Origin of the sequence: Silanimonas sp. (genome assembly GCF_027530345.1) — a bacterium.
Lineage (GTDB): Bacteria > Pseudomonadota > Gammaproteobacteria > Xanthomonadales > Xanthomonadaceae > Silanimonas.
Genome location: NZ_JAPZQK010000032.1, coordinates 1 through 21,238, shown reverse-complemented (window position 1 = coordinate 21,238; position 21,238 = coordinate 1). Strand labels below are relative to the sequence as shown.

21 protein-coding genes and 1 rRNA gene are annotated in these 21,238 nt (G+C 67.2%); 7 read left to right on the top strand and 15 right to left on the bottom strand.

Annotation, left to right across the window (positions count from 1 at the left end):
* The gene (locus tag O9255_RS13600) at positions 1-579 is read right to left on the bottom strand and encodes a TIGR00730 family Rossman fold protein (protein ID WP_297867409.1); all 579 of its coding nucleotides are present in this window, start codon (positions 577-579) and stop codon (positions 1-3) included.
* 205 nt (positions 580-784) lie between these two features.
* On the opposite strand from O9255_RS13600, the gene O9255_RS13595 reads away from it, so the two are divergent.
* Positions 785-1,174, top strand: a complete 390-nt coding sequence (locus tag O9255_RS13595) for an HU family DNA-binding protein (RefSeq protein WP_297867408.1) — start codon at positions 785-787, stop codon at positions 1,172-1,174.
* A gap of 89 nt (positions 1,175-1,263) precedes the next feature.
* Here the strand turns inward: O9255_RS13595 and O9255_RS13590 are convergent, their stop codons facing one another.
* Together O9255_RS13590 and glmS are read right to left on the bottom strand one after the other, a co-directional pair.
* Entirely contained in the window at positions 1,264-1,923 is a 660-nt protein-coding gene (locus tag O9255_RS13590) for a DUF2238 domain-containing protein (RefSeq protein ID WP_297867407.1), read from the bottom strand.
* Positions 1,924-1,960: 37 nt separating this feature from the next.
* Positions 1,961-3,787: a glutamine--fructose-6-phosphate transaminase (isomerizing) gene (glmS, locus tag O9255_RS13585; protein WP_297867406.1), complete on the bottom strand. Its 1,827-nt coding sequence runs from the start codon at positions 3,785-3,787 to the stop codon at positions 1,961-1,963.
* A gap of 233 nt (positions 3,788-4,020) precedes the next feature.
* On the opposite strand from glmS, the gene O9255_RS13580 reads away from it, so the two are divergent.
* Genes O9255_RS13580 through O9255_RS13555 form a run of 6 tightly spaced genes read left to right on the top strand, consistent with a single transcriptional unit; the run spans position 4,021 to position 11,305 of the window.
* A complete protein-coding gene (locus tag O9255_RS13580; RefSeq protein WP_297867405.1) occupies positions 4,021-5,274 on the top strand; it encodes an efflux RND transporter periplasmic adaptor subunit in 1,254 nt (417 codons plus the stop codon).
* A gap of 38 nt (positions 5,275-5,312) precedes the next feature.
* Positions 5,313-5,999, top strand: a complete 687-nt coding sequence (locus O9255_RS13575) for an ABC transporter ATP-binding protein (RefSeq protein WP_297867404.1) — start codon at positions 5,313-5,315, stop codon at positions 5,997-5,999.
* 10 nt (positions 6,000-6,009) lie between these two features.
* Positions 6,010-7,320: an ABC transporter permease gene (locus O9255_RS13570; protein WP_297867403.1), complete on the top strand. Its 1,311-nt coding sequence runs from the start codon at positions 6,010-6,012 to the stop codon at positions 7,318-7,320.
* 8 nt (positions 7,321-7,328) lie between these two features.
* Positions 7,329-8,555: an FtsX-like permease family protein gene (locus O9255_RS13565; RefSeq protein WP_297867402.1), complete on the top strand. Its 1,227-nt coding sequence runs from the start codon at positions 7,329-7,331 to the stop codon at positions 8,553-8,555.
* Between the two features lie 43 nt (positions 8,556-8,598).
* Entirely contained in the window at positions 8,599-9,969 is a 1,371-nt protein-coding gene (locus O9255_RS13560; protein ID WP_297867401.1) for a sigma-54 dependent transcriptional regulator, read from the top strand.
* A 25-nt stretch (positions 9,970-9,994) separates the two neighbouring features.
* Entirely contained in the window at positions 9,995-11,305 is a 1,311-nt protein-coding gene (locus tag O9255_RS13555; RefSeq protein ID WP_345781383.1) for an ATP-binding protein, read from the top strand.
* Positions 11,306-11,311: 6 nt separating this feature from the next.
* Here the strand turns inward: O9255_RS13555 and O9255_RS13550 are convergent, their stop codons facing one another.
* The 12 genes from O9255_RS13550 to rrf form a co-directional block, all read right to left on the bottom strand.
* Positions 11,312-12,274, bottom strand: coding sequence for a DUF2971 domain-containing protein (locus O9255_RS13550; protein WP_297867400.1), 963 nt, complete (start codon positions 12,272-12,274; stop codon positions 11,312-11,314).
* Positions 12,271-13,635 (bottom strand): bifunctional UDP-N-acetylglucosamine diphosphorylase/glucosamine-1-phosphate N-acetyltransferase GlmU, encoded by a 1,365-nt coding sequence (gene glmU, locus O9255_RS13545; protein ID WP_297867399.1) that lies wholly within the window; start codon positions 13,633-13,635, stop codon positions 12,271-12,273. The genes O9255_RS13550 and glmU overlap by 4 nt, the downstream gene beginning before the upstream one ends.
* A gap of 173 nt (positions 13,636-13,808) precedes the next feature.
* Positions 13,809-14,234 (bottom strand): F0F1 ATP synthase subunit epsilon, encoded by a 426-nt coding sequence (locus O9255_RS13540; RefSeq protein ID WP_297867398.1) that lies wholly within the window; start codon positions 14,232-14,234, stop codon positions 13,809-13,811.
* Positions 14,235-14,261: 27 nt separating this feature from the next.
* Positions 14,262-15,665 (bottom strand): F0F1 ATP synthase subunit beta, encoded by a 1,404-nt coding sequence (gene atpD / locus O9255_RS13535; RefSeq protein ID WP_297867397.1) that lies wholly within the window; start codon positions 15,663-15,665, stop codon positions 14,262-14,264.
* Between the two features lie 40 nt (positions 15,666-15,705).
* Positions 15,706-16,569, bottom strand: a complete 864-nt coding sequence (atpG, locus tag O9255_RS13530) for a F0F1 ATP synthase subunit gamma (protein WP_297867396.1) — start codon at positions 16,567-16,569, stop codon at positions 15,706-15,708.
* Between the two features lie 53 nt (positions 16,570-16,622).
* Complete coding sequence (gene atpA / locus O9255_RS13525) at positions 16,623-18,167, bottom strand: F0F1 ATP synthase subunit alpha (protein ID WP_297867395.1); 1,545 nt, start codon at positions 18,165-18,167, stop codon at positions 16,623-16,625.
* A gap of 48 nt (positions 18,168-18,215) precedes the next feature.
* Positions 18,216-18,743 carry a F0F1 ATP synthase subunit delta gene (locus O9255_RS13520; protein WP_297867394.1) on the bottom strand — a complete coding sequence of 176 codons (528 nt, stop codon included), beginning with the start codon at positions 18,741-18,743 and terminating at the stop codon, positions 18,216-18,218.
* Between the two features lie 10 nt (positions 18,744-18,753).
* Entirely contained in the window at positions 18,754-19,224 is a 471-nt protein-coding gene (locus tag O9255_RS13515; protein WP_297867393.1) for a F0F1 ATP synthase subunit B, read from the bottom strand.
* A gap of 107 nt (positions 19,225-19,331) precedes the next feature.
* On the bottom strand, positions 19,332-19,610 hold the full coding sequence (gene atpE, locus O9255_RS13510) for a F0F1 ATP synthase subunit C (protein WP_297867392.1): 279 nt from the start codon (positions 19,608-19,610) through the stop codon (positions 19,332-19,334).
* Positions 19,611-19,686: 76 nt separating this feature from the next.
* Positions 19,687-20,484 (bottom strand): F0F1 ATP synthase subunit A, encoded by a 798-nt coding sequence (gene atpB, locus O9255_RS13505; RefSeq protein ID WP_297867391.1) that lies wholly within the window; start codon positions 20,482-20,484, stop codon positions 19,687-19,689.
* 7 nt (positions 20,485-20,491) lie between these two features.
* Positions 20,492-20,866: a hypothetical protein gene (locus O9255_RS13500; RefSeq protein ID WP_297867390.1), complete on the bottom strand. Its 375-nt coding sequence runs from the start codon at positions 20,864-20,866 to the stop codon at positions 20,492-20,494.
* Positions 20,867-21,154: 288 nt separating this feature from the next.
* Positions 21,155-21,238: ribosomal RNA gene (rrf, locus tag O9255_RS13495) — 5S ribosomal RNA — on the bottom strand; the annotation flags it as partial.

Below are 21,238 nucleotides of genomic sequence, written 5' to 3'. Positions count from 1 at the left end.
TCAACGCACGACGGCGTAATCGCGCGCGTTCTCGCTCCAGCGCGGTGTCTCCCGAATGCGCGGCAGCACCTCGTCGACGCGCGCCACCATCGACCACATGGCGGCGTGTTCGGGATTCATGAAGCGCTCGTCGATCACCTTCTGCATGAAAGCCTGCAGGCCGTCGTAGAAGCCGTTGACGCTGAGCAGCACGATCGGACTGAAGTACAGGCCGAGCCGTTTCAGCGTGATCGCCTCGAACAGCTCCTCCAGCGTGCCGCAGCCGCCCGGCAGGGCGATGACGGCATCGCTGCCGGTCAACAGCCGGTGTTTGCGCTCGCGCATGTCCTCGACGAGTTCCAGCGTGGTCACGCCCGGATGCCCCCATTCGAGGTCGACCATGAACTTCGGGATGATGCCGATGACCTCGCCACCCTCGGCGATGGCGCCGTCGGCCAAGGCGCCCATCAGGCCCTGGCCGCCGCCGCCATAGACCGTGGTGCAACCGGCGCGGGCCAGCGTGGCACCCAGTTCGCGGGCTGCGGCGAGGTAGGCGGGGTCGACTTTGCCGCTCGAAGCGGCGTAGACACAGATGCGCATGTGGATATGGCAACAGGCCACTCCGCGCGCGTCAACGGCCGCGGACGGGGGTTTTTGGCGGCCAGCGCAAAAAAAATGCGGATTTTTTCTCGCAGGGGCTCACTTTTCGCCGCGTTTCAGGCGAGGATTGGCAGGTCCGAGCCGACCTGCGGGTCGCCGGGCCGGTCCCACCACCGATCCACGGAACCACACGAGAATCCATCACATGGCAACCAAGAAAGCTGCGAAGAAAGCCCCGGCCAAGAAGGCCGCCCCGAAGAAGGCCGCCCCGGCTGCGCCGAAGGCCATCAAGGAAACGCTGAACAAGACCGGCCTCGTCGCGCACATCGCCGAAGCCGCTGGCGTTGCCGCCAAGGACGTCCGTGGCGTGCTCGCCGCGCTCGAAGGCGCCATCGTCGGTTCGCTCAACAAGAAGGGCGCCGGCCAGTTCGTTCTGCCGGGCCTGCTGAAGATCACCTCGGTCAGCGTTCCGGCCAAGCCGAAGCGCAAGGGCATCAACCCGTTCACCAAGGAAGAGCAGTGGTTTGCCGCCAAGCCGGCCTCGACCAAGGTCAAGGTCCGCCCGCTGCGCAAGCTGAAGGCCGCCGCGGAGTAATCCTGCGCGCGCCGCGGCTCGGCGCCGAACGCGGCGCAGTCGCCAGAAAGTCGAACGGCCGGTCCCTCGCGGGGCCGGCCGTTTCGTTTTCAGGGTGTCCCGCGAGGCCCCGACGCCTCTCTGCGCGGGAAGGACAGCGCCGTCGCCGCGATTACGCTGCCGAGCAGGGCGAGGGCCATGTCCTTCTGCGCGTCCCAGACGTCGCCCTGGGCGCCCAGGAAGGCCATGCGCAGGTCGCCACCGAACACCACGGCGGCGCCCCACTCGATCAGTTCGTAGAGCAGGGAATGCGAGGTGACGAAGCCAACGGCCAACAGCCATCGCCAGAGACGCGTGGTGGGCGCCCGCGCATCGACGATGTCGAGCGCCGCCGGGATGGCAAGCAGGCCGTAGAGGAAATGCACGAGCCGGTCGTAGTGGTTCCGCTCGAAGCCGAACGCCGCATCGGGCGAGAACCCGAACCAGGCTTGGCACCACGCATCAATCGGCACTTCCGAGTAGGTGTAATGCGAACCGATGGCATGGAACACGAAGAAGACGAACAGCGCGACGTAGCTGCGGTCCCGGAGGCGCAGGCGCGAGGACGACCAGACCAGCAGCGGGATCGCGACGAAGACCAGCACGTTCTCGAGCCACCAGTCCGCGCGGTGTTTCGGGGCGATGGCCAAGGCGCCCCAGACGACGCCATACGCAACGAGCAGCGCCGCCGGAACGGCGCGCGTCGACGCAGGGAATGAGGCGCTGGCCAAGAGGAGGTCCGCCGATCGGCTTCGGACCTCCCGGACACTACTCCACCGTCACCGACTTCGCGAGGTTGCGCGGCTTGTCGACATCCGTGCCGCGCGCGAGAGCCGTGTGGTACGCGAGCATCTGCACGGGGATCGCATGCACGACCGGAGACAGCGGCCCCACGTGACGCGGCGTGCGGATCACGTGCACGCCGTCCTCCTCGCCGAAGTGGCTGTCGGCATCGGCGAAGACGAACATCTCGCCGCCACGCGCGCGCACCTCGTGGATGTTCGACTTCACCTTCTCGAGGAGGGCGTCGTTCGGAGCGATCACCACGACCGGCATCTCGGCGTCGACCAGCGCCAGCGGGCCATGCTTCAGCTCGCCGGCCGCATAGGCCTCGGCGTGGATGTAGGTGATCTCTTTCAGCTTGAGCGCACCTTCCAGTGCGATCGGGAAGTGCAGGCCACGGCCGAGGAACAGCGCGTGGTCCTTGGTGGCGAACGCTTCCGCCCAGGCGGCGATCTGCGGCTCGAGGTTGAGCGCGTGCTGCACGCTGCCCGGCAGGTGGCGCAGGGCATCGACGTATCCGGCCTCGACCTCGGGGCTCAGGCGCCCACGGGCCTTGGCGATCACCAGTGCAAGCGCGAACAGCGCGACCAGCTGGGTGGTGAAGGCCTTCGTCGAAGCCACGCCGATCTCGGCGCCCGCGCGGGTGAGGAACTGCATCGCCGACATACGCGGCAGGGCGCTCTCGGCCACGTTGCAGATCGACAACGTGCGGTGGTGGCCTTCGGCGATCGCGTACTTCAGCGCCTCGAAGGTATCGAGCGTCTCGCCCGACTGCGAAATGGTGACGACGAGGTTGCCGGGGTTCGGCACGATCGGGCGATAGCGGTACTCGCTGGCGATGTCGACGGCGCAGGGCACGCCGGCGATGGCTTCGATCCAATAGCGCGCCACGAGGCCCGAGTAGTAGCTGGTACCGCAGGCGAGAATCTGCACGCCGGTGACGCCGTCCATCAGGTCCGCGCCGCGCGGCCCGAACAGCGCGGGCACGAATCCGGTCTCCAGGATCGGCTCGAGCGTGTCGGCGATGGCGCGCGGCTGCTCGTGGATCTCTTTCTGCATGAAGTGGCGGTACGGGCCCAGCTCCAGCGAGGCGAGCGAAACGCCGGACACCTGCTCCTTGCGCTGCACGGCGGCGCCGTCGGCGTCGAACACGCGCACGCCGTCGCGCTTCACTTCCGCCACGTCGCCTTCGTCGAGGTAGATCACGCGGCGCGTCTGCGCGACGACGGCGGAAACGTCGGACGCCACGAAGGCCTCACCGTCGCCGACGCCGATCAGCAGCGGGCAGCCCATGCGCGCGGCGATCAGTCGCGCGGGATCGGACTTGGCGATGATGGCCAGCGCGTAGGCACCGCGCAGCTCCTTCACCGCGGCCTGCGTGGCCGCGAGCAGGTCGCCGCTGGCGCGCAGGTGGTGGCGGATGAGGTGCGCGACCACTTCGGTGTCGGTCTGCGAGGTGAACACGTAGCCCAGCGCCTTCAGGCGCTCGCGCTGCTCTTCGTGGTTCTCGATGATGCCGTTGTGCACCAGCGCGAGCTCGCCGTCGCTGATGTGCGGGTGGGCGTTGGCTTCGGTCACCCCACCGTGGGTGGCCCAGCGCGTGTGGCCGATGCCGATGTGCGCGGCCAAGCCTTCGGCGGCGGCGGCGGCTTCCATCTCGGCCACGCGGCCGGTGCGGCGCACGCGCTTCAGTTCGCCGTCCAGCACGGCCACGCCGGCCGAGTCGTAGCCGCGGTACTCCAGGCGCTTCAATCCATCGACCAGCACCAGCACGACATCACGACCGGCGATCGCTCCAACGATTCCGCACATTGAGTACCGCTCCACAGAAATCAGGGGGCGCCCAGTGTAGCGGCCGTGAAGGCAGCGGCATGGCGCAACGACGGTGGAATTCTGTCCACGCGCGGGCGCCCCCGGCCTTCCGCGGACACCGGCCGGACGGCCGCGGACACTTCGCACGCACCGCAAAGCACTGATTTATCAAGTAATTGCGGTTGGCACGCGGCGTGCTAGGGAAGAGCCATTCCCTCACGACGTCCGCGCCGATGATCCCTGACACCTCCGCCCAAGACCGCACCGTCGCCGCGCCGAAGCGCCGCCTGCCATGGGTGGGCATCGGCGCAACCGCCGGACTCGTGGCGGTGCTGGTGGCGGTCTGGGCCTGGGCCGGTGCCGGCCGCTCGGTGAGTGCGGAGCGCCTGCGCTTCGCCACGGTGGAGCGCGGCCTGCTGGTGCGCGATGCCCAGGTGAGCGGCCGCATCGTCGCCGCGGTGAGTCCGACGCTCTACGCACCGGCGACGTCCACCGTGAACCTGAAGACCCGCGCTGGCGCCACGGTGAAGCAGGGCGACGTACTCGCCACGCTCGACTCGCCGGAGCTGCGCGCCGAGCGCGATCGCGAACTCGCCAGCCTGCGCGGCCTCGAGGCCGACGTCGCGCGCCAGCGCATCCTCGCGCAGAAGGCGCGACTGCTGGCCGCACGCACCGCCGACGAAGGCCGCCTCGCCCTGCAGACGGCGCAGCGCGATGCCGAGCGCACCGCCCGCGCCTGCGAGGTGCAAGCCATCCCGCGCGCCGACTGCCTGCGCTACACGGACGCGGTCGAAGCGGCGCAGGTGCGCGCGCGACACAGCGAGGCCGACGCCGGGCTCGAAGGCCGGAACGCCGCGCTCGAACTGAAGAGCCGCGAGGAAGCGCTGGCCCGCCAGCGCGCCGTGGTCGCCGACCTCGAGCGCCGCGTGGCCGACCTCGACCTGCGCTCCCCGGTCAGCGGCATCGTCGGCAGCATCGCCGTGGCCGACCGCGCCGTCGTGCCGGCCAACGCCCCGCTGATGACGGTGGTGGACTTGTCGCAGCTCGAGGTCGAGCTCGAAGTGCCGGAAACCTATGCCGACGACTTGGGCTTGGGCATGCGCGTGGAAGTGCGCATCGGCGCGCAGACCTTGGGCGGCGAACTCACGTCCATCGCGCCGGAAGTGCTGGAGCGCGTGGTACTCGCCCGAGTCCGCCTCGACGCCCAGCCGGAGGGCCTGCGCCAGAGCCAGCGCCTCAGCGCCCGCGTCCTCATCGACGAGCGGCCCGACGTGCTGATGCTCGCTCGCGGTCCGTTCGTCGAAACCCAGGGCGGCCGCTTCGCCTACGTGATGGACGACGGCGACGCCGTGCGCCGGCCGATCACGCTCGGCGCCACGGCCGTCAGTGCCGTCGAGATCGTCGATGGCTTGCAGGAAGGCGAGCGTGTCGTGATCTCCGGCACCGACCTCTTCGACGACGCCGAGCGCGTCCAGATCAACGAATGACCTTTTCCTCCTCCCCGACGCCCACGCAGGACCCCGCCATGCTCTCGATGAAGCAACTTTCCAAGGTCTACCAGACCCACATGATCGAAACCCACGCCCTGCGCGGCATCGACATGCAGGTGCGTGAAGGCGAGTTCGTCGCCGTCACCGGCCCCTCGGGCTCGGGCAAGACCACCTTCCTCAACATCGCCGGCTTGCTCGAAGAGTTCACCGGCGGCGAGTTCCACCTCGACGGCGTGGATGTCCGCGGCCTCGACGACAACCAGCGCTCGCGCCTGCGCAACGAGAAGCTCGGCTTCATCTTCCAAGGCTTCAACCTGATTCCGGACCTCAACCTGTTCGACAACGTCGACGTGCCGCTGCGCTACCGCGGCTTCAAGGCGGCCGAGCGCAAGCAGCGCATCGAGGAGGCGCTGGCCAAGGTGGGCCTCGCCTCGCGCATGAAGCACTACCCGGCCGAGCTTTCGGGTGGCCAGCAGCAGCGCGTCGCCATCGCCCGCGCGCTGGCCGGCAGCCCGCGCCTGCTGCTCGCCGACGAACCGACCGGCAACCTCGACACGCAGATGGCCCGCGGCGTGATGGAGTTGCTCGAGCAGATCAACGCCGAGGGCACCACCATCGTGATGGTCACGCACGACCCCGAGCTCGCCGCGCGCGCGCAGCGCAACATCCACATCGTCGATGGCCAGGTCGTCGACCTGCAGCGCCTCGCCTCGGCCGCCTGAGGAGCCCCTCATGTTCCGCTACTACCTCAAGCTCGGCCTCAAGAGCCTGCGCCGCGGCCCGGTGCTCACCGCGTTGATCGTGATGATCCTCGCCGTCGGGATCGGCGCCAGCATGACCAGCCTGACGATGCTGCTCGTCATGGCCGGCGATCCGATCCCGCAGAAGAGCGATCGCCTCTTCGTGCCGCAGATCGACATCGGCCCGATGGACAGCAGCTACCGGCCCAACGAGGAGCCCGAGCGGCAAATGACGTGGATCGACGTCGACAACCTGCTGCGCGACGCCAAGGGCCTGCGACAGACCGCGCTGTACGGCGTGTCGCCGGCCATCGATACGGGACGCGACGACCTTCCGCCCTTCCGCGAGCAGGGCATGGCCACCACGCGCGACGTGTTCCCGATGTTCGACATGCCCTTCGTCGCCGGCGGGCCATGGAGTGCCGAAGACGACACGCGCGGTGCGGATGTCGCGGTGATCGGCCGCGAGCTCGCCGAGCGTGTATTCGGAACGACCGAGGTCGTCGGCCGCCGCCTGCGCATCGACGACCGCGACTACGCCATCACCGGCGTACTCGGTGAGTGGAACCCGACGCCGCGTTTCTACCGTATCAACGGCTCGGGCGTGGACAGCGACGTGCACCTGCTCTGGCTGCCGATCCGGAACGCGACCGGCCGTGAGTGGCGCAACAACGGTTGGGTGAATTGCAATGGCGACGTCGACCCGGGCTATGCCGGCTTCCTGAAATCGGACTGCACCTGGCTGCAGTACTGGGTGGAACTCGACAGCGCCGACGGCCGCGCCGCCTACGAGGATTACCTCGCCGCTTATGTCGCCGAGCAGAAGAAGCTCGGTCGGTTGCCGCGCCCAGAGAACAACCGCCTGCGAGACGTTGGCGAGTGGCTGGAATTCAGCGGCGCCGTCAGCAACGACACGCGCATGGCGACGTGGATCTCGTTCGGCTTCCTGCTGGTCTGCCTCGTCAACGTGGTGACCCTGATGCTGGCGAAGTTCACCGCCCGCGCCGGCGAGATCGGGGTGCGTCGCGCCCTCGGCGCCACGCGAGCCGAGATCTTCCGTCAGTCGCTTGTCGAAGCCGGCGTGCTTGGCGCGGCCGGCGCAGTGCTGGGGCTCGGGCTGGCGCTCTACGGCCTGTCACTCGTCAACGGCCGCCTCACCGGCGCCGAGGACTTCTACGCCATGCACCCGTCGTTGATGGCGGGAACCCTCGTTCTCGGCCTGCTCGCCGCGCTGATGGCCGGCCTGTTGCCCACGTGGCAGGCCTGCCAGGTCCGCCCCGCCATCCAGTTGAAGAGCCAGTGAGGCCCGCCATGGAACTCAAGCCCATCCTCTCCGCCATGCGCCACCGCAAGACCGGCGTGTTGCTCATCGCCCTGCAGGTCGGGCTCACGCTGGCCATCCTCGCCAACGCGCTCTACGTCGTCAGCGACCGCATGAAGGAATCCCAGCGGCCCACCGGGCTAGACGACGACCTCGTGTTCCACGTCAGTGCGACGGACAAGGAGCGTGACACCACGGGCGCCGTGGCCCAGGCCGACATCGACGCGCTTCGGGCCATGCCCGGCGTGGTGTCGGCCTCGTGGGTCAACCAGATCCCGCTTTCCGGCAGCGGCAACAATTCCGGCTTCGATCTGAAGCCGAATGCGGAGCAACCGGTGACCAACGCAGCGACGTACATGGCCGATCCGGACATCGTAGCGACGTGGGGACTTCGCCTTGTCGAGGGGCGCAGCTTCCGTGCCGATGAGACCCAGCTGGTCGACGAGGACTCACCGTCGCCCCCCGAACCCAAGGGCGCGATCATCACCGCGGCCATGGCGAAGGTGCTGTATCCCAATGACGATCGCGTGGTGGGCAAGTCCTTCTACTTGGGCGGTACCGGCCCCATCGAGATCATCGGCGTGACCGAAACCCTGGTGACCCCGTGGGGCCGCGCCTCCTGGGGCGGTGGCGACGGCGCGCGCTCGGTGATCTTCCCCGCCCGGCTGGTCCAGAACTGGCGCACCTACGCCGTGCGTGTCGATGACCCGGCCGCGCTCGATCGCCTCGCAACCGCTGCCGACGAGATGCTGCAAAAGCGCGTGCCGGGCCGGATGTCCGGCGGCGTCGACACGATGGCCGAGACCCGCGAACAGCGCTACGAAGGCGAACACACCATGATCAATGGCCTTCTGATCGTGATGGGCCTGTTGCTGGCCATGACGGCGAGCGGCATCGTTGGCCTGGCCTCGCTGTGGGTGAACCAGCGGCGCAAGCAGATCGGCGTGCGTCGCGCCTTGGGTGCGCGTCGCATCGACATCGTGCGCCTGTTCGTGACCGAGAACGTGCTGATCACCAGTGCCGGCGTCGTGGTCGGCTGCGGCCTTGCACTAGGCCTCAACGCTCTGATGATGGACCAGCTCGAGCTCTCGAAGCTGCCCTTGGGCTACCTCGCAGCCGGGTCCACGGTGTTGCTCTTCCTCGGCATCGCCGCCGTTCTGGGCCCTGCCCTGCGCGCCGCCTCCGTCCCGCCGGCGGTGGCTACGCGGAGCGCTTAAGGCCGGCGCCTCGCCGGCCGGCCAAGCCTCTAGACTGCCGCCCATGCCCACCCTTCTCGTCATCGACGACAACGCCGGCGTGCGCACGGCCCTCGACGTGCTGTTCGACCTGCACGGCCTCACCGTCCTCGGGGCCGAAAGCCCCGAGGAGGGCCTTGCCCTGCTCGATGCCCACCGCGTCGACCTCGTGCTGCAGGACATGAACTTCACCGCCGACACCACCTCCGGCGAGGAAGGCATCGCCCTGTTCCACGAGATCCGCCGGCGCCATCCGGACATGCCTGTGATCCTGCTCACGGCGTGGACGCAGGTGGAGACGGCCGTGAGCTTGATGAAGTCCGGCGCGGCCGACTACCTCGGCAAGCCCTGGGACGACCACAAACTGCTGGCCAGCGTGCGCAACCTGCTGGAGCTTTCCGACACACGTCGCGCGCTCCAGCAGCTCGCCGGCGCCGACCGCCGGCGCCGCGCCGGGCTCGACGGCCGCTTCGACCTGCGCGGCATCGTCTATGCCGACCCTGCGATGGAGCGCGTGCTGCAGATCGCCACGCAGGTGGCGGGCGCGGACGTTCCCGTGCTGATCACCGGCCCGAACGGCAGCGGCAAAGAGAAGGTCGCGGAGGTGCTGCAAGCGAACTCCGCAGTGCGCGGCGGGCCGTTCGTGACGCTCAATTGCGGCGCCCTGCCCTCCGAGCTGATCGAGGCCGAGTTGTTCGGCGCGGAAGCCGGCGCCTACACCGGCGCCACCAAGGCCCGCGAAGGCAAGTTCGAAGCCGCGGACGGCGGCACGCTGTTCCTCGACGAAATCGGCAACCTGCCGGCGGCCGGGCAGATGAAGTTGCTGCGCGTGCTGGAAACCGGGCGCTTCGAGCGTCTCGGCAGCAATCGCGAGCGGCAGGTCAAGGTGCGTGTGATCAGCGCCACCAATGCCGACCTTGCCGCGATGATCCGCGACGGGCGCTTCCGCGAGGATCTCTTCTATCGGCTCAACCTGATCGAACTGCGCGTGCCGCCGCTGGCGGAGCGCCCGCTCGACGTGATCCCGTTGGCCGAGCATTTCCTGGCCGGCAGCGGCAAGGCGCTCGACGACGGCGCGCGCCGCGCGCTGCGCACGCACGGTTGGCCCGGCAACGTGCGCGAGTTGAAAAACACCATCGCGAGAGCGGCGCTGCTGTCGGCCTCGCTGACGATTGCCGCCAGCGACCTCGGCTTGGCGACATCGACCGGGGGCCCGGCCGCACGCGGCGGCGATCCCGCGATGGACGGCGACGAACCCGACCGCGCCAGCATCGAAGCCGCGCTCAAGCGCCACCGCGGCGTGCTCGCGCAAGCCGCCGCCGAGCTGGGGCTCTCGCGGCAAGCGCTGTACCGCCGCCTCGAGCGCCTGGGCATCAACCGCGAGTCGGCTTCGTGAGCGGCGCCTCCGGGGTAGTTCGGTCGTGACGCGTTGGCGGCTATCGCTCGCCGGCCAGTTCGCGCTGCGCGTGCTGCCGGTGCTCGCGCTTGGCATCGGGCTCGCATTGGCCCTGCAGGCTTGGCTCGGTGATGCCCTGCTGGCCGGTGCCACTGCCGTCGTCGCGAGCGGGCTCGTGCTGCTGTGGCTGCTCGGTGCCTGGCTGTCCCCGGTGCGCTCGCTGATCCGCGCCCTGACCGGCACGGCGCTCAGCTACCGCGACGGCGACTACAGCTTCGGCCTGCGCTGGCCGCGCAACGACGAGCTCGGCGACCTCGTTGCCGGCCATAACGCCATCGGCGAGGCGCTTCGCGAGAAGCAACTCCAACTGGTACAGCGCGAGTTGCTGCTCGACACCATGGTGCAGAACACGCCGGTGGCCATGCTGTTGCTCGACGCGCAGCAGCACGTGGTCTTCGCCAACGTCGCGGCGCGCAAACTGCTGGGCGAAGGCCGCCGCCTCGATGGCCACGCGCTGCACGGCCTGCTCGGCGCACGCGACGATGCCTTGTCGGAAGCCCTCCGCCACGGCGCCGCCGGCGTGTTCAGCACCGGTGACGGCGAAGACGACGACGTCTACCACCTCGCCACGTCTGCCTTTCGCCTGAACGGCCGCGCGCACACCCTTCTGCTGGTTCGGCAGATCACCACCGAGCTGCGCCGGCAGGAAGTGCAGACCTGGAAGAAGGTCATCCGCGTCATCAGCCACGAGCTCAACAACTCACTGGCGCCGATGGCCTCGCTCGCGCACAGCGGCGCCGAACTAGCGCGGCGCGGCCAGATCGACAAACTGCCCACGGTGTTCGCCACCATCGAGGAACGCGCCCGACATCTCGATGGCTTCCTGCGTGACTACGCGCGCTTCGCCAAGCTGCCGCAGCCGCGCATCGAAGCCCACGACCCCGCGGTGCTCGTCGAGCGCCTGCAGAGCCAGATCGCGTTCGTCCTCGACGGCGAGGTGCCGCAGGAGCCGCTGCGCGTCGACGGCGCGCAGTTCGAGCAGGCCCTGCTGAACCTGCTGAAGAACGCGCACGAGGCCTGCCCGCCCGAAGCCGATGTGCGGATGCGCCTACGCCACCTCGGCGGCGACTGGCGCATCGAAGTGCTCGACCGCGGCACCGGCATGAGCGAGGCGGTGATGGCCAATGCGCTGGTGCCGTTCTATTCGACGAAGCGCAGCGGCACCGGCCTCGGGCTCGCGCTGGTACGCGAGATCATCGAAGCGCACGGCGGACGCATCGGCCTCGCCAACCGCGAGGGCGGCGGGCTGTGCGTCAGCTTGGTGCTTCCGGGGTAGCAGAAGCTATCGGCGCGGGTATCGCAGTGGGACGTGCGAAACGGCGATTTTTGATGAGGGGTTATCTATTCCGACTCCCTTCATTGCGTCGATGAGCGAGTCGAAGATGACGTAGGGGAACTCGGTTGGCCCGATGATCACGCGGTCAAGAGACTTCCTAAGCTCGAGACCCACAAGACCTTGATCTGGATAGTCCTTGAGAGGGAGTTTTATCACCCGCTGCGGCAAGCCCCCGATGGACTCGATTTCCGTCTTGAGCTCACCCGATACGCCGAGAGCAGGATTCGTAATCACTCGCCATTCTTGCTCCTCACGAAAAGCCGGATGCTTTGTCGCAAGAGCAAGCGCTTGAAAGCTAGAAAGCAAGCAAGCCATGACGTAGTCACCAGAGCATCGTCTGATCTGGTCACCCACTCTCTCAGCAGCTTCGGCCATACCAGCTAGCTGTTCTTCTACTTCTCGACTTCCACCATAAAGTACGGGAGCCGTGTACGCGGAGAAGACGTCACTCTCGGAGAGAGCGGCATCACTATTGAAAACGAGCGCCACGCCGGAATCACCACCATACGCGCGCCACATCGAGAGCCGACCGAGCTCATCTTCTCGGTCGTAATGCTCAGAAAAGCACGCAATGAACGTGTCGAGTTGAAGCGAGTCTCGCCTACGAACAAGTTGAGACAGAAACTCATCGCTTATCCGCGGAAAGATGGCATCAAGCACTGCAAACAGCCTGCCGGCACCGCCATCTCTCAGGACCGTCTCGAGCACGCCGAGTCCGTGCGTAACTTCGGCGTAGTCATTCATTACGCAGACGTTTCGCATCCAGACTTCTTGGTGCCGAATCACCTTTACTGCGGTATCTGCGTTCGTGTAGTAGACGAGTCGCTGCTTTTCCGCGCGCAAGCGCTCCACCTTCGCAACAGCGTAAGGCGGTTGCAGGGCGGAAAATGTTTCGTGCTCAGCACTCATTTCTTCACCGGCCGCTGCCACGCGGCGATGCTCACCTGCTTGCCACGCGCCACGGTGAGCTGGCCTTCCGGGGCATCCTTCGTCACCACCGAGCCCGCGCCGATCGTCGCCATCGCGCCGATGGTTACCGGCGCCACCAGCGAACTGTTGCTGCCGATGAAGGCACCGTCGCCGATCGTCGTGGTCCACTTGTTCACGCCGTCGTAGTTGCAGGTGATGGTGCCGGCGCCGACGTTGACCTTGGCGCCAATCACCGCGTCGCCGAGGTACGTGAGGTGGTTCGCCTTGCTGCCCTTGCCCATTGTGGTCTTCTTCGTCTCGACGAAGTTGCCGATGTGCACGCCCTCGCCGAGCTGCGTGCCGGGGCGCAGGCGCGCAAAGGGGCCGATAGTGCAGTTCGGCTCGGTCACCGCGCCCTCGAGGTCGCTGTGCGCCGCCACGACGGTGCCGGCACCGAGGGTGACGTCCTTCAGGCGACAGAACGGGCCGACTACGACGCCATCGCCAAGCTCGACACGGCCTTCGAGGATCACGTCGACATCGATGCGCACGCCCTGGCCCACCACGACCGTGCCGCGCTGGTCGAAACGCGACGGATCGGCGAACTGGACGCCTTGCTCAGAGAGCGCCTTCGCGCAGCGGCGCTGGTAGGCCCGCTCGAGCTGGGCGAGCTGCCACGGATCATTGGCACCCTCCACCTCGCCCGCGTCGTCCACGCGCACCGCCGACGCGGCACGCCCTTCCGCAGCCGCCATGGCGAACACATCCGTCAGGTAGTACTCGCGCTGCGCATTCTCGTTGCGCAGGTTCGCCAGCCAGCGCTTCAATGCCGCGCCTTCGGCGGCGATCAGGCCGGTGTTGATCGTGCGCACGGCGCGCTGCGCCGGCGTGGCGTCCTTCTGCTCGACGATCGCCCGCACGCGGCCGACGTCGTCGACGAGCACGCGGCCATAGCCCGTCGGATCGCTGAGCTCCGCCACCAGCACCGCGAGCGCGCCGTCGGCGGCCACCAGTGGACGCAGCGACTCGGCGCGGACGAGGGGTACGTCCCCATACAAAACGAGCACGCGCGCGTCGTCAGGAAGGCCGGGAACCGCCTGCTGCACCGCATGGCCGGTGCCGAGGCGCTCTGCCTGTTCCACCCACGCCAGGTCGGCGTCGGCCTTGAAGGCCTCGCGCACCGCTTCGCCGCCGTGGCCATAGACCACGTGGATGCGTGCGGCGCCGAGAGCGCGCGCCGTGTCGATCACGTGGCCAAGCATCGAACGCGTGGCGATCGGCTGCAGCACCTTGGGCAGGGGGGACCTCATGCGCTTGCCCTCGCCGGCGGCGAGGACGACCACGTGCAGGGGGGAGGTCATGGCGGGCATCCGTTCTTTGAATGGCGCCATTCTAGAGGACGTGATGGCGATCACACCGGTCGTGCGCCGGCATTCACCGCTTTCGACCGTCCAGGCGCACCAACGAAAACGCCGGCCCAAGGCCGGCGTTTTCGTTCGCGCTGTCGTGCCGCGGAGCCGCGGCCGATAGCGCGTCAGTGCTTGAGGTTCTTCCGCAGACGCTCCAGCGCCTGCAGCTGCGCCATGGCCTCGGCCAGCTTGGCCTGCGCCTCGGCGATTTCCATCGCCTCGCTGCGGTTGGCCAGGATGCGCTCGGCTTCTTCCTTGGCCTTCTTGACCACGGCCTCGTCGAGATCATCGGCGCGCACGACGGTGTCGGCCAGCACGGTGACGACCTGCGGCTGCACCTCGAGGATGCCGCCCGACACGTAGAAGTCGAGCTTCTCGCCGTTCGGCTGGGTCACGACGACCTTGCCCGGCTTGATGCGCGTGATCAGCGGCGCATGGCGCGGGGCGATGCCGAGCTCGCCCAGTTCGCCGGTAGCCACGACCAGCGTCGCGTCGCCGTGGAAGATTTCCTTCTCGGCGCTGACGATGTCGCAGCGGATGGTGGTGCTCATGCGATTGCTCCCGTGAGGACGGCGGCCTTAGGCCGCCATCTTCTTGGCCTTCTCGAAGGCTTCGTCGATGCCACCGACCATGTAGAAGGCCTGCTCCGGCAGGTGGTCGCACTCACCTTCGACGATCATGCGGAAGCCGCGGATCGTTTCCTTGAGCGTGACGTACTTGCCCGGCGAGCCGGTGAACACTTCGGCCACGTGGAAGGGCTGCGAGAAGAAGCGCTCGGCCTTACGGGCGCGCGACACGACCTGCTTGTCTTCTTCCGACAGCTCGTCCATGCCGAGGATCGCGATGATGTCCTTCAGCTCCTTGTACTTCTGGAGCGTGGCCTGCACCTTGCGCGCGGTCTCGTAGTGCTCGACGCCGATGACGTTCGGGTCCAGCTGGCGCGAGGTCGAGTCCAGCGGGTCGACGGCCGGGTAGATGCCGAGCGAGGCGATGTTTCGCGACAGCACGACGGTGGCGTCGAGGTGGGCGAAGGTGGTCGCCGGCGACGGGTCGGTCAGGTCATCCGCGGGAACGTAGACGGCCTGGATCGAGGTGATCGAGCCGGTCTTCGTCGAGGTGATGCGCTCCTGCAGGACGCCCATTTCCTCGGCCAGCGTCGGCTGGTAACCCACGGCCGACGGCATGCGGCCCAGCAGCGCCGACACTTCGGTACCGGCCAGGGTGTAGCGGTAGATGTTGTCGACGAAGAACAGGATGTCGCGGCCCTTGCCGGTCGCCGGATCGATGTCGTCGCGGAAGTACTCGGCCATCGTCAGGCCGGTCAGCGCGACGCGCAGGCGGTTGCCCGGCGGCTCGTTCATCTGGCCGTACACCATCGCGACCTTGTCGAGGACGTTCGAGTCCTTCATCTCGTGGTAGAAGTCGTTGCCCTCGCGGGTACGCTCACCCACGCCGGCGAACACCGACAGACCCGAGTGTTCCTTGGCGATGTTGTTGATGAGTTCCATCATGTTGACGGTCTTGCCGACGCCGGCGCCGCCGAACAGACCGACCTTGCCGCCCTTCGCGAAGGGGCACATCAGGTCGATGACCTTGATGCCGGTCTCGAGCAGCTCGTTGCCACCCGCCTGGTCGGCGTAGGCCGGCGCAGCGCGGTGGATTTCCCACGAGGTGTCGGCGGCGATCGGGCCGGCTTCGTCGATCGGGCGACCCAGCACGTCCATGATGCGGCCCAGCGTGCCCTTGCCCACCGGCACCGAGATGGCGTGGCCGGTGTTCTCGGCGACGAGGTTGCGCTTCAGGCCGTCGGTCGAGCCGAGGGCGATGGTGCGCACGATGCCGTCGCCCAGCTGCTGCTGGACCTCGAGGGTGATTTCCGTGCCCTGGACCTTCAGCGCGTCGTAGACCTTCGGCACCTGGTCACGCGGGAACTCGACGTCGACGACGGCGCCGATGATCTGAACAACTTTGCCCTGGTTCATGGTGGGTTCCTCAAAAGAAAGCTGGTGGAGGGCGCGCCGCTTAAACCGCTGCGGCGCCGCCGACGATTTCCGAAATTTCCTGCGTGATCGCAGCCTGACGTGCCTTGTTGTAGATCAGGTTCAGGGTGCCGATCAGCTTGGTGGCGTTGTCCGAGGCGGCCTTCATCGCGACCATGCGGGCCGCGTGTTCGGAGGCGAGGTTCTCGAGCACCGCCTGGTAGACGAGCGATTCCACGTAGCGGGTCATCACGTCGTCGAGCACGGTTTGCGCGTCCGGCTCGTAGAGGTAGTCCCAGTCGTGCGTCGCTTCCAGCGAGTCCGACGCCGGCAGCGGGAGCAGCGGCGAGAGCGTCGGCTTCTGCGTCATCGTGTTGATGAAGTCGTTGAAGCACAGCGTGACGCGGTCGATCTTGCCTTCCGTGTAACCGTCCAGCATCACCTTGACGACGCCGATCAGCTGCTCGACCTGCGGGTTCTCGCCGAGGTGCGTGACCGAAGCCAGCATCTCGACCTTGAGGCGACGGAAGAACGTGGAAGCCTTCTGGCCGACGCAGACCACGTCGATGCCCACGCCCTTGCCCTGCCACTCGCGCATGTCGGCGAGGATGCGGCGGAACAGCTGCGAGTTCAGGCCGCCGCAGAGGCCGCGGTCGGTCGAGACGATGATGTAGCCCACGCGCTTGACCTCGGCGCGCTCGGCCATGAACGGGTGCACGTAGTCGGCGTTCGCCTTGGCGACGTGGCCGACGACCTGCTTCATGAGACGCGCGTACGGGCGCGAGGACTTCATCTTGTCCTGCGCCTTGCGGATCTTGGATGCCGAGACCATTTCGAGCGCGCGCGTCACCTTGCGGGTGTTCTGCACGCTCTTGATCTTGGTTTTGATTTCGCGACCGCCTGCCATGGTGTCCTCCGGTCAGGGCGCGCTGGCCGCGCGCCCTACCCCGTTGTCGTTGCTCAGAAGCTGCCGGTGGCCTTGAACTCGGCGATCAGGGCCTTGAACTGGCCTTCGATCTCCTTGTCCCACGCGCCCGAGCTGACGATCTTGTCCATCAGCGCGCCCTGCGTGTTGGCGGCGTGCGCATGCAGGCCGGCCTCGAAGGCACCGATCTTGGCGAGCGGCACGTCGTCCATGTAGCCCTCGTTGACGGCGTAGATGGACAGGGCCATCTGCGCAATCGACATCGGGGCGTACTGCTTCTGCTTCATCAGCTCGGTGACGCGCTGACCGCGCTCGAGCTGCTTGCGGGTGGTTTCGTCGAGGTCCGAAGCGAACTGCGCGAAGGCCGCCAGCTCGCGGTACTGCGCGAGCGAGATACGGATGCCGCCCGACAGCTTCTTCATGATCGTCGTCTGCGCGGCGCCACCGACGCGCGACACCGAGATGCCGGCGTTCACGGCCGGGCGAATGCCTGCGTTGAACAGGTCGGTCTCGAGGAAGATCTGGCCGTCGGTGATCGAGATCACGTTGGTCGGCACGAAGGCCGAGACGTCACCGGCCTGGGTCTCGATGATCGGCAGGGCCGTCAGCGAACCGGTCTGGCCCTTCACGGCGCCGTTGGTGAACTTCTCGACGTACTCGGCCGAGACGCGGGCCGCGCGCTCAAGGAGACGCGAGTGCAAATAGAAGACGTCGCCCGGGTAGGCTTCGCGGCCCGGCGGGCGGCGCAGCAGCAGCGAGATCTGGCGGTAGGCGACGGCCTGCTTCGACAGATCGTCGTACACGATCAGGGCGTCCTGGCCGCGGTCCATGAAGTACTCGCCCATGGCGCAACCGGCGTACGGGGCGATGTACTGCATCGCCGCCGACTCCGAGGCCGAAGCCGCGACGACGGTGGTGTAGGCCATCGCGCCGTTCTCTTCGAGCTTGCGCACGATGCCGGCGATGGTCGAGTTCTTCTGGCCGATCGCGACGTAAACGCACTTCACGCCCGACGACTTCTGGTTGATGATCGCGTCGATCGCCATCGCGGTCTTGCCGGTCTGGCGGTCGCCGATGATCAGCTCGCGCTGGCCGCGGCCGATCGGAATCATGCTGTCGACCGACTTGTAGCCGGTCTGCACCGGCTGGGCCACCGACTGGCGCCAAATCACGCCCGGGGCCACGCGCTCGACCGGCGAGCTCAGCGCGGCGTTGATCGGACCCTTGCCATCGATCGGCTCGCCCAGTGCGTTGACGACGCGGCCGAGCAGTTCCGGACCCACCGGCACTTCGAGGATGCGGGCAGTGGTCTTCGCGACCGCGCCTTCGCGCAGGTGCTCGTAGTCACCGAGGACCACGGCGCCGACCGAGTCGCGCTCGAGGTTCAGGGCCAGGGCGAAGGTGTTGCCCGGCAGCTCGATCATTTCGCCCTGCATCACGTCGGCCAGGCCGTGGATGCGGACGATGCCATCCGACACCGAGGTGACGGTGCCTTCGTTGCGCGCTTCGGCCGAGAGCTTGGCCTTCTCGACGCGCTGCTTGATGAGTTCGCTGATTTCCGACGGGTTGAGCGTCTGCATTGGGGTGCCTCGTTGCCGGCCGAAGCCGGTTAGCGGAAAGGGAAAGTCTTAATGCGTGAGAGCGGTTTCGAGGCGCGCCAGCTTGCTGCGCAGCGACCCGTCGATGACCACGTCGCCGGCGTCGATGACGGCACCACCGATCAGCGTCGGGTCGACGGCCGTTTCCAGCGCGACATCGGCGTTGAAGCGGCGACGCAGCGCCTGCTCGATCTTGGCCTGCTCCACGCCCGACAGCGGCGTGGCCGACGTGACCTTCGCGCGCACAACGCGCTCGGCTTCGGCACGGAGCTGCTCGTACTGGCCGGCGATTTCCGGCAACAGGGCGAGACGATCGTTCGATGCGAGCACGTCGAGGAACTGCAGGAAGACGGCGTCGCACGACGGCGGCGCCACCAGTCCCGCAGCCTCGGCGCGATCAAGCGCCGGGTGCGCGACAAGGCCGGCGATACGCGGATCGGCGGCAAGCTGCGCCGACACCGACAGCGCGGCCGACCAGCCCGGCAGGGCGCCGGATTGGCGGGCCAGCGCGAACGCGGCGCGGGCGTAGGGACGGGCGAGGGTCAAGGCCAGGCTCATGGGCGTGTCGTCAGATCTGCGCGGCGAGTTCGTCGATCAGGGCCGCATGGGCCTTGGCGTCGATTTCGCGACGGATCAGCTTCTCGGCGCCGGCGACGGCCAGCGAACCGACCTCGCGACGCAGGGTTTCCTTCGCGCGGAAGGTCGAGGCCTCGATCTCCGACTCGGCCAACGCCTTCTGGCGCTGCCCTTCGGCGATGGCTTCCTGCTTGGCGGCGTCGACGATCTGGGCCGCACGGGCTTCCGCCTGCGCGATGATCTCGTTGGCCTTGACGCGGGCTTCCTTCAGCGCCTCGTTGACCTTGTCCTGCGCCTGCGCGAGGTCCTTCTGGCTACGCTCTGCAGCGGCCAGACCCTCGGCGATCTTCTTCTGGCGCTCTTCGATGGCCTGAAGCAGCGGCGGCCACACCTTGGTAGCGATCAGCCAGATCAGCATCGCGAAGGCCAGCGCCTGCGCGAACAGCGTGAGATTGATATTCATGGGTTCGCTCTGGAAGAACAGTCGCGCGCCCCATCCGGGGCGCCCGCAAACACCACCGGCTCAGGGCCGGCATGCGCGGGGGCGAGCCCCCGCGCGAACAACGCCGCTTAGGCCGCCGCGAAGGCGGTGGCGAGCGGGTTGATGAAGGCGAACATCAGGGCAACACCGACCGTGATGATGAACGCGGCGTCGATCAGGCCGGCGGTCAGGAACATACGGACCTGCAGGACCGGGATCAGTTCCGGCTGGCGGGCAGCCGACTCGAGGAACTTGCCGGCCATCATGGCCATGCCGAGACCGGCGCCGAGCGCGGCCAGGCCGATCATGATGCCGATGGCCAGCGCGGTCGAGGCCTGGATGTTCGCGAGAAGGGCGAGGGTTTCCATGGTGTTACTCCGATGACAAAGGTTGAAAGGAAAAGGGTGGAACGAAAACGATTCGGCAGAATCGGGTGCAGCGAAATCAGTGACCTTCTTCCATGAGGCTCAGGTACACCACCGAGAGCATCATGAAGATGAAGGCCTGAAGCGGGATCACGAGCAGGTGGAAGAGCATCCAGCCGAGGCCGAGCAGGCTCGAGGCCGCGACGCCGACGAGACCGACGCCGCCCAAGGCCCAGATCAGCAGGAAGAGCACTTCGCCGGCGAACATGTTGCCGAACAGACGCATGGCGAGGGACACCGGCTTGCTCAGCAGCTCGACCGCGTTGAGCAGCAGGTTCGCCGGAAACATCCACTTGCCGAACGGCGCGGTGAAGAGCTCATGGATGAAGCCACCCAGGCCCTTGGCGCGCAGCGCAAAGAAGATCATCAGGAAGAAGACGCTGAACGACAGGCCGAAGGTCGCATTCAAATCGGCGGTCGGGACCGGCTTCCAGTACTCGAGGCCGAGCGCATGGAGCGGCATGGCGATGAAATCAGCCGGGATCATCTTGATGCTGTTCAGCACCAAGATCCAGCAAAACAGAGTGATCGCGATGGGCGTCACCAGGCGGCTCGGGCCGTGGTACGCGTCCTTGGCCTGCTTGTCGACGAACTCGAGCACGATCTCGACGAACGCCTGCCACTTGCCCGGAACGCCCGCCGTGGCCTTGCGCGTCGCGAGCCAGAAGGCGAAGACCATGAACAGGCCGACGACAATCGACGTGGCCAGCGTGTCGACGTGCAGCGTCCAGAACGCGCTACCGTCATCGACGGTGATCGCAAGGTTCTTGAGGTGATGCTGGATGTAACCAGCCGGAGTCAGGTTTTCGCTTGCCATCGCCGCTTCATTGCCTCTTGAACGTCATCATCGCCACGACCAACGCCACCTGCGCGAACAGCAGACCGGCGAACACCGGGAAGACTCTCGGCATCGCCACCACCATCGCCAGCACAAGCAGCGCCGCGACTACCATCCACTTCAGCACCGTCCCGAGCACCACCGCGTACATCGCGGCAGATCCACTCGGCGCCACGGCGCGCAGCGCATAGAGCGCCGATACCGCAACACCCGACAAAAGCGCGAACCCGCCGCTGAAAAAAGCCGCAGCCGCCGCCATGTCGAAGACCAGAGCCACCACCAACGCCCCCGCACCTTGGGCCGCCAGACCTCGCCACCACACCGCCTTCGTCAGCAGACGCTTTTCGACGAGGGCTTGCATGACACGGTCCGGCGCGGGAATGGGACGCCGCTGATAAGGAGCGGGAGTTTAGCATGCCCTCGGAACGCGCCTCAACGGCCTGAAGCCTCGGGGACGCCTGCGTTCACGGTCGATGCACAGCTCCGACCTGCGTCCTCACGGCGGCCGATCCATCCCTGGTAGCTCGAGGGGTGTTTGTCTGGCTGTGCGTATCCACCGCCGGCGCAGCTTGCCCCTAGGTGGAGTTGTGGTTTTCTTTGTTGCAAAGAAAAACCCCTCCGGGATACCCGGAGGGGTTTTGGTGTAAGGCCCTGGCGATGACCTACTCTCGCATGCGGATGCACACTACCATCGGCGCGTGCGCGTTTCACTTCCGAGTTCGGGATGGGATCG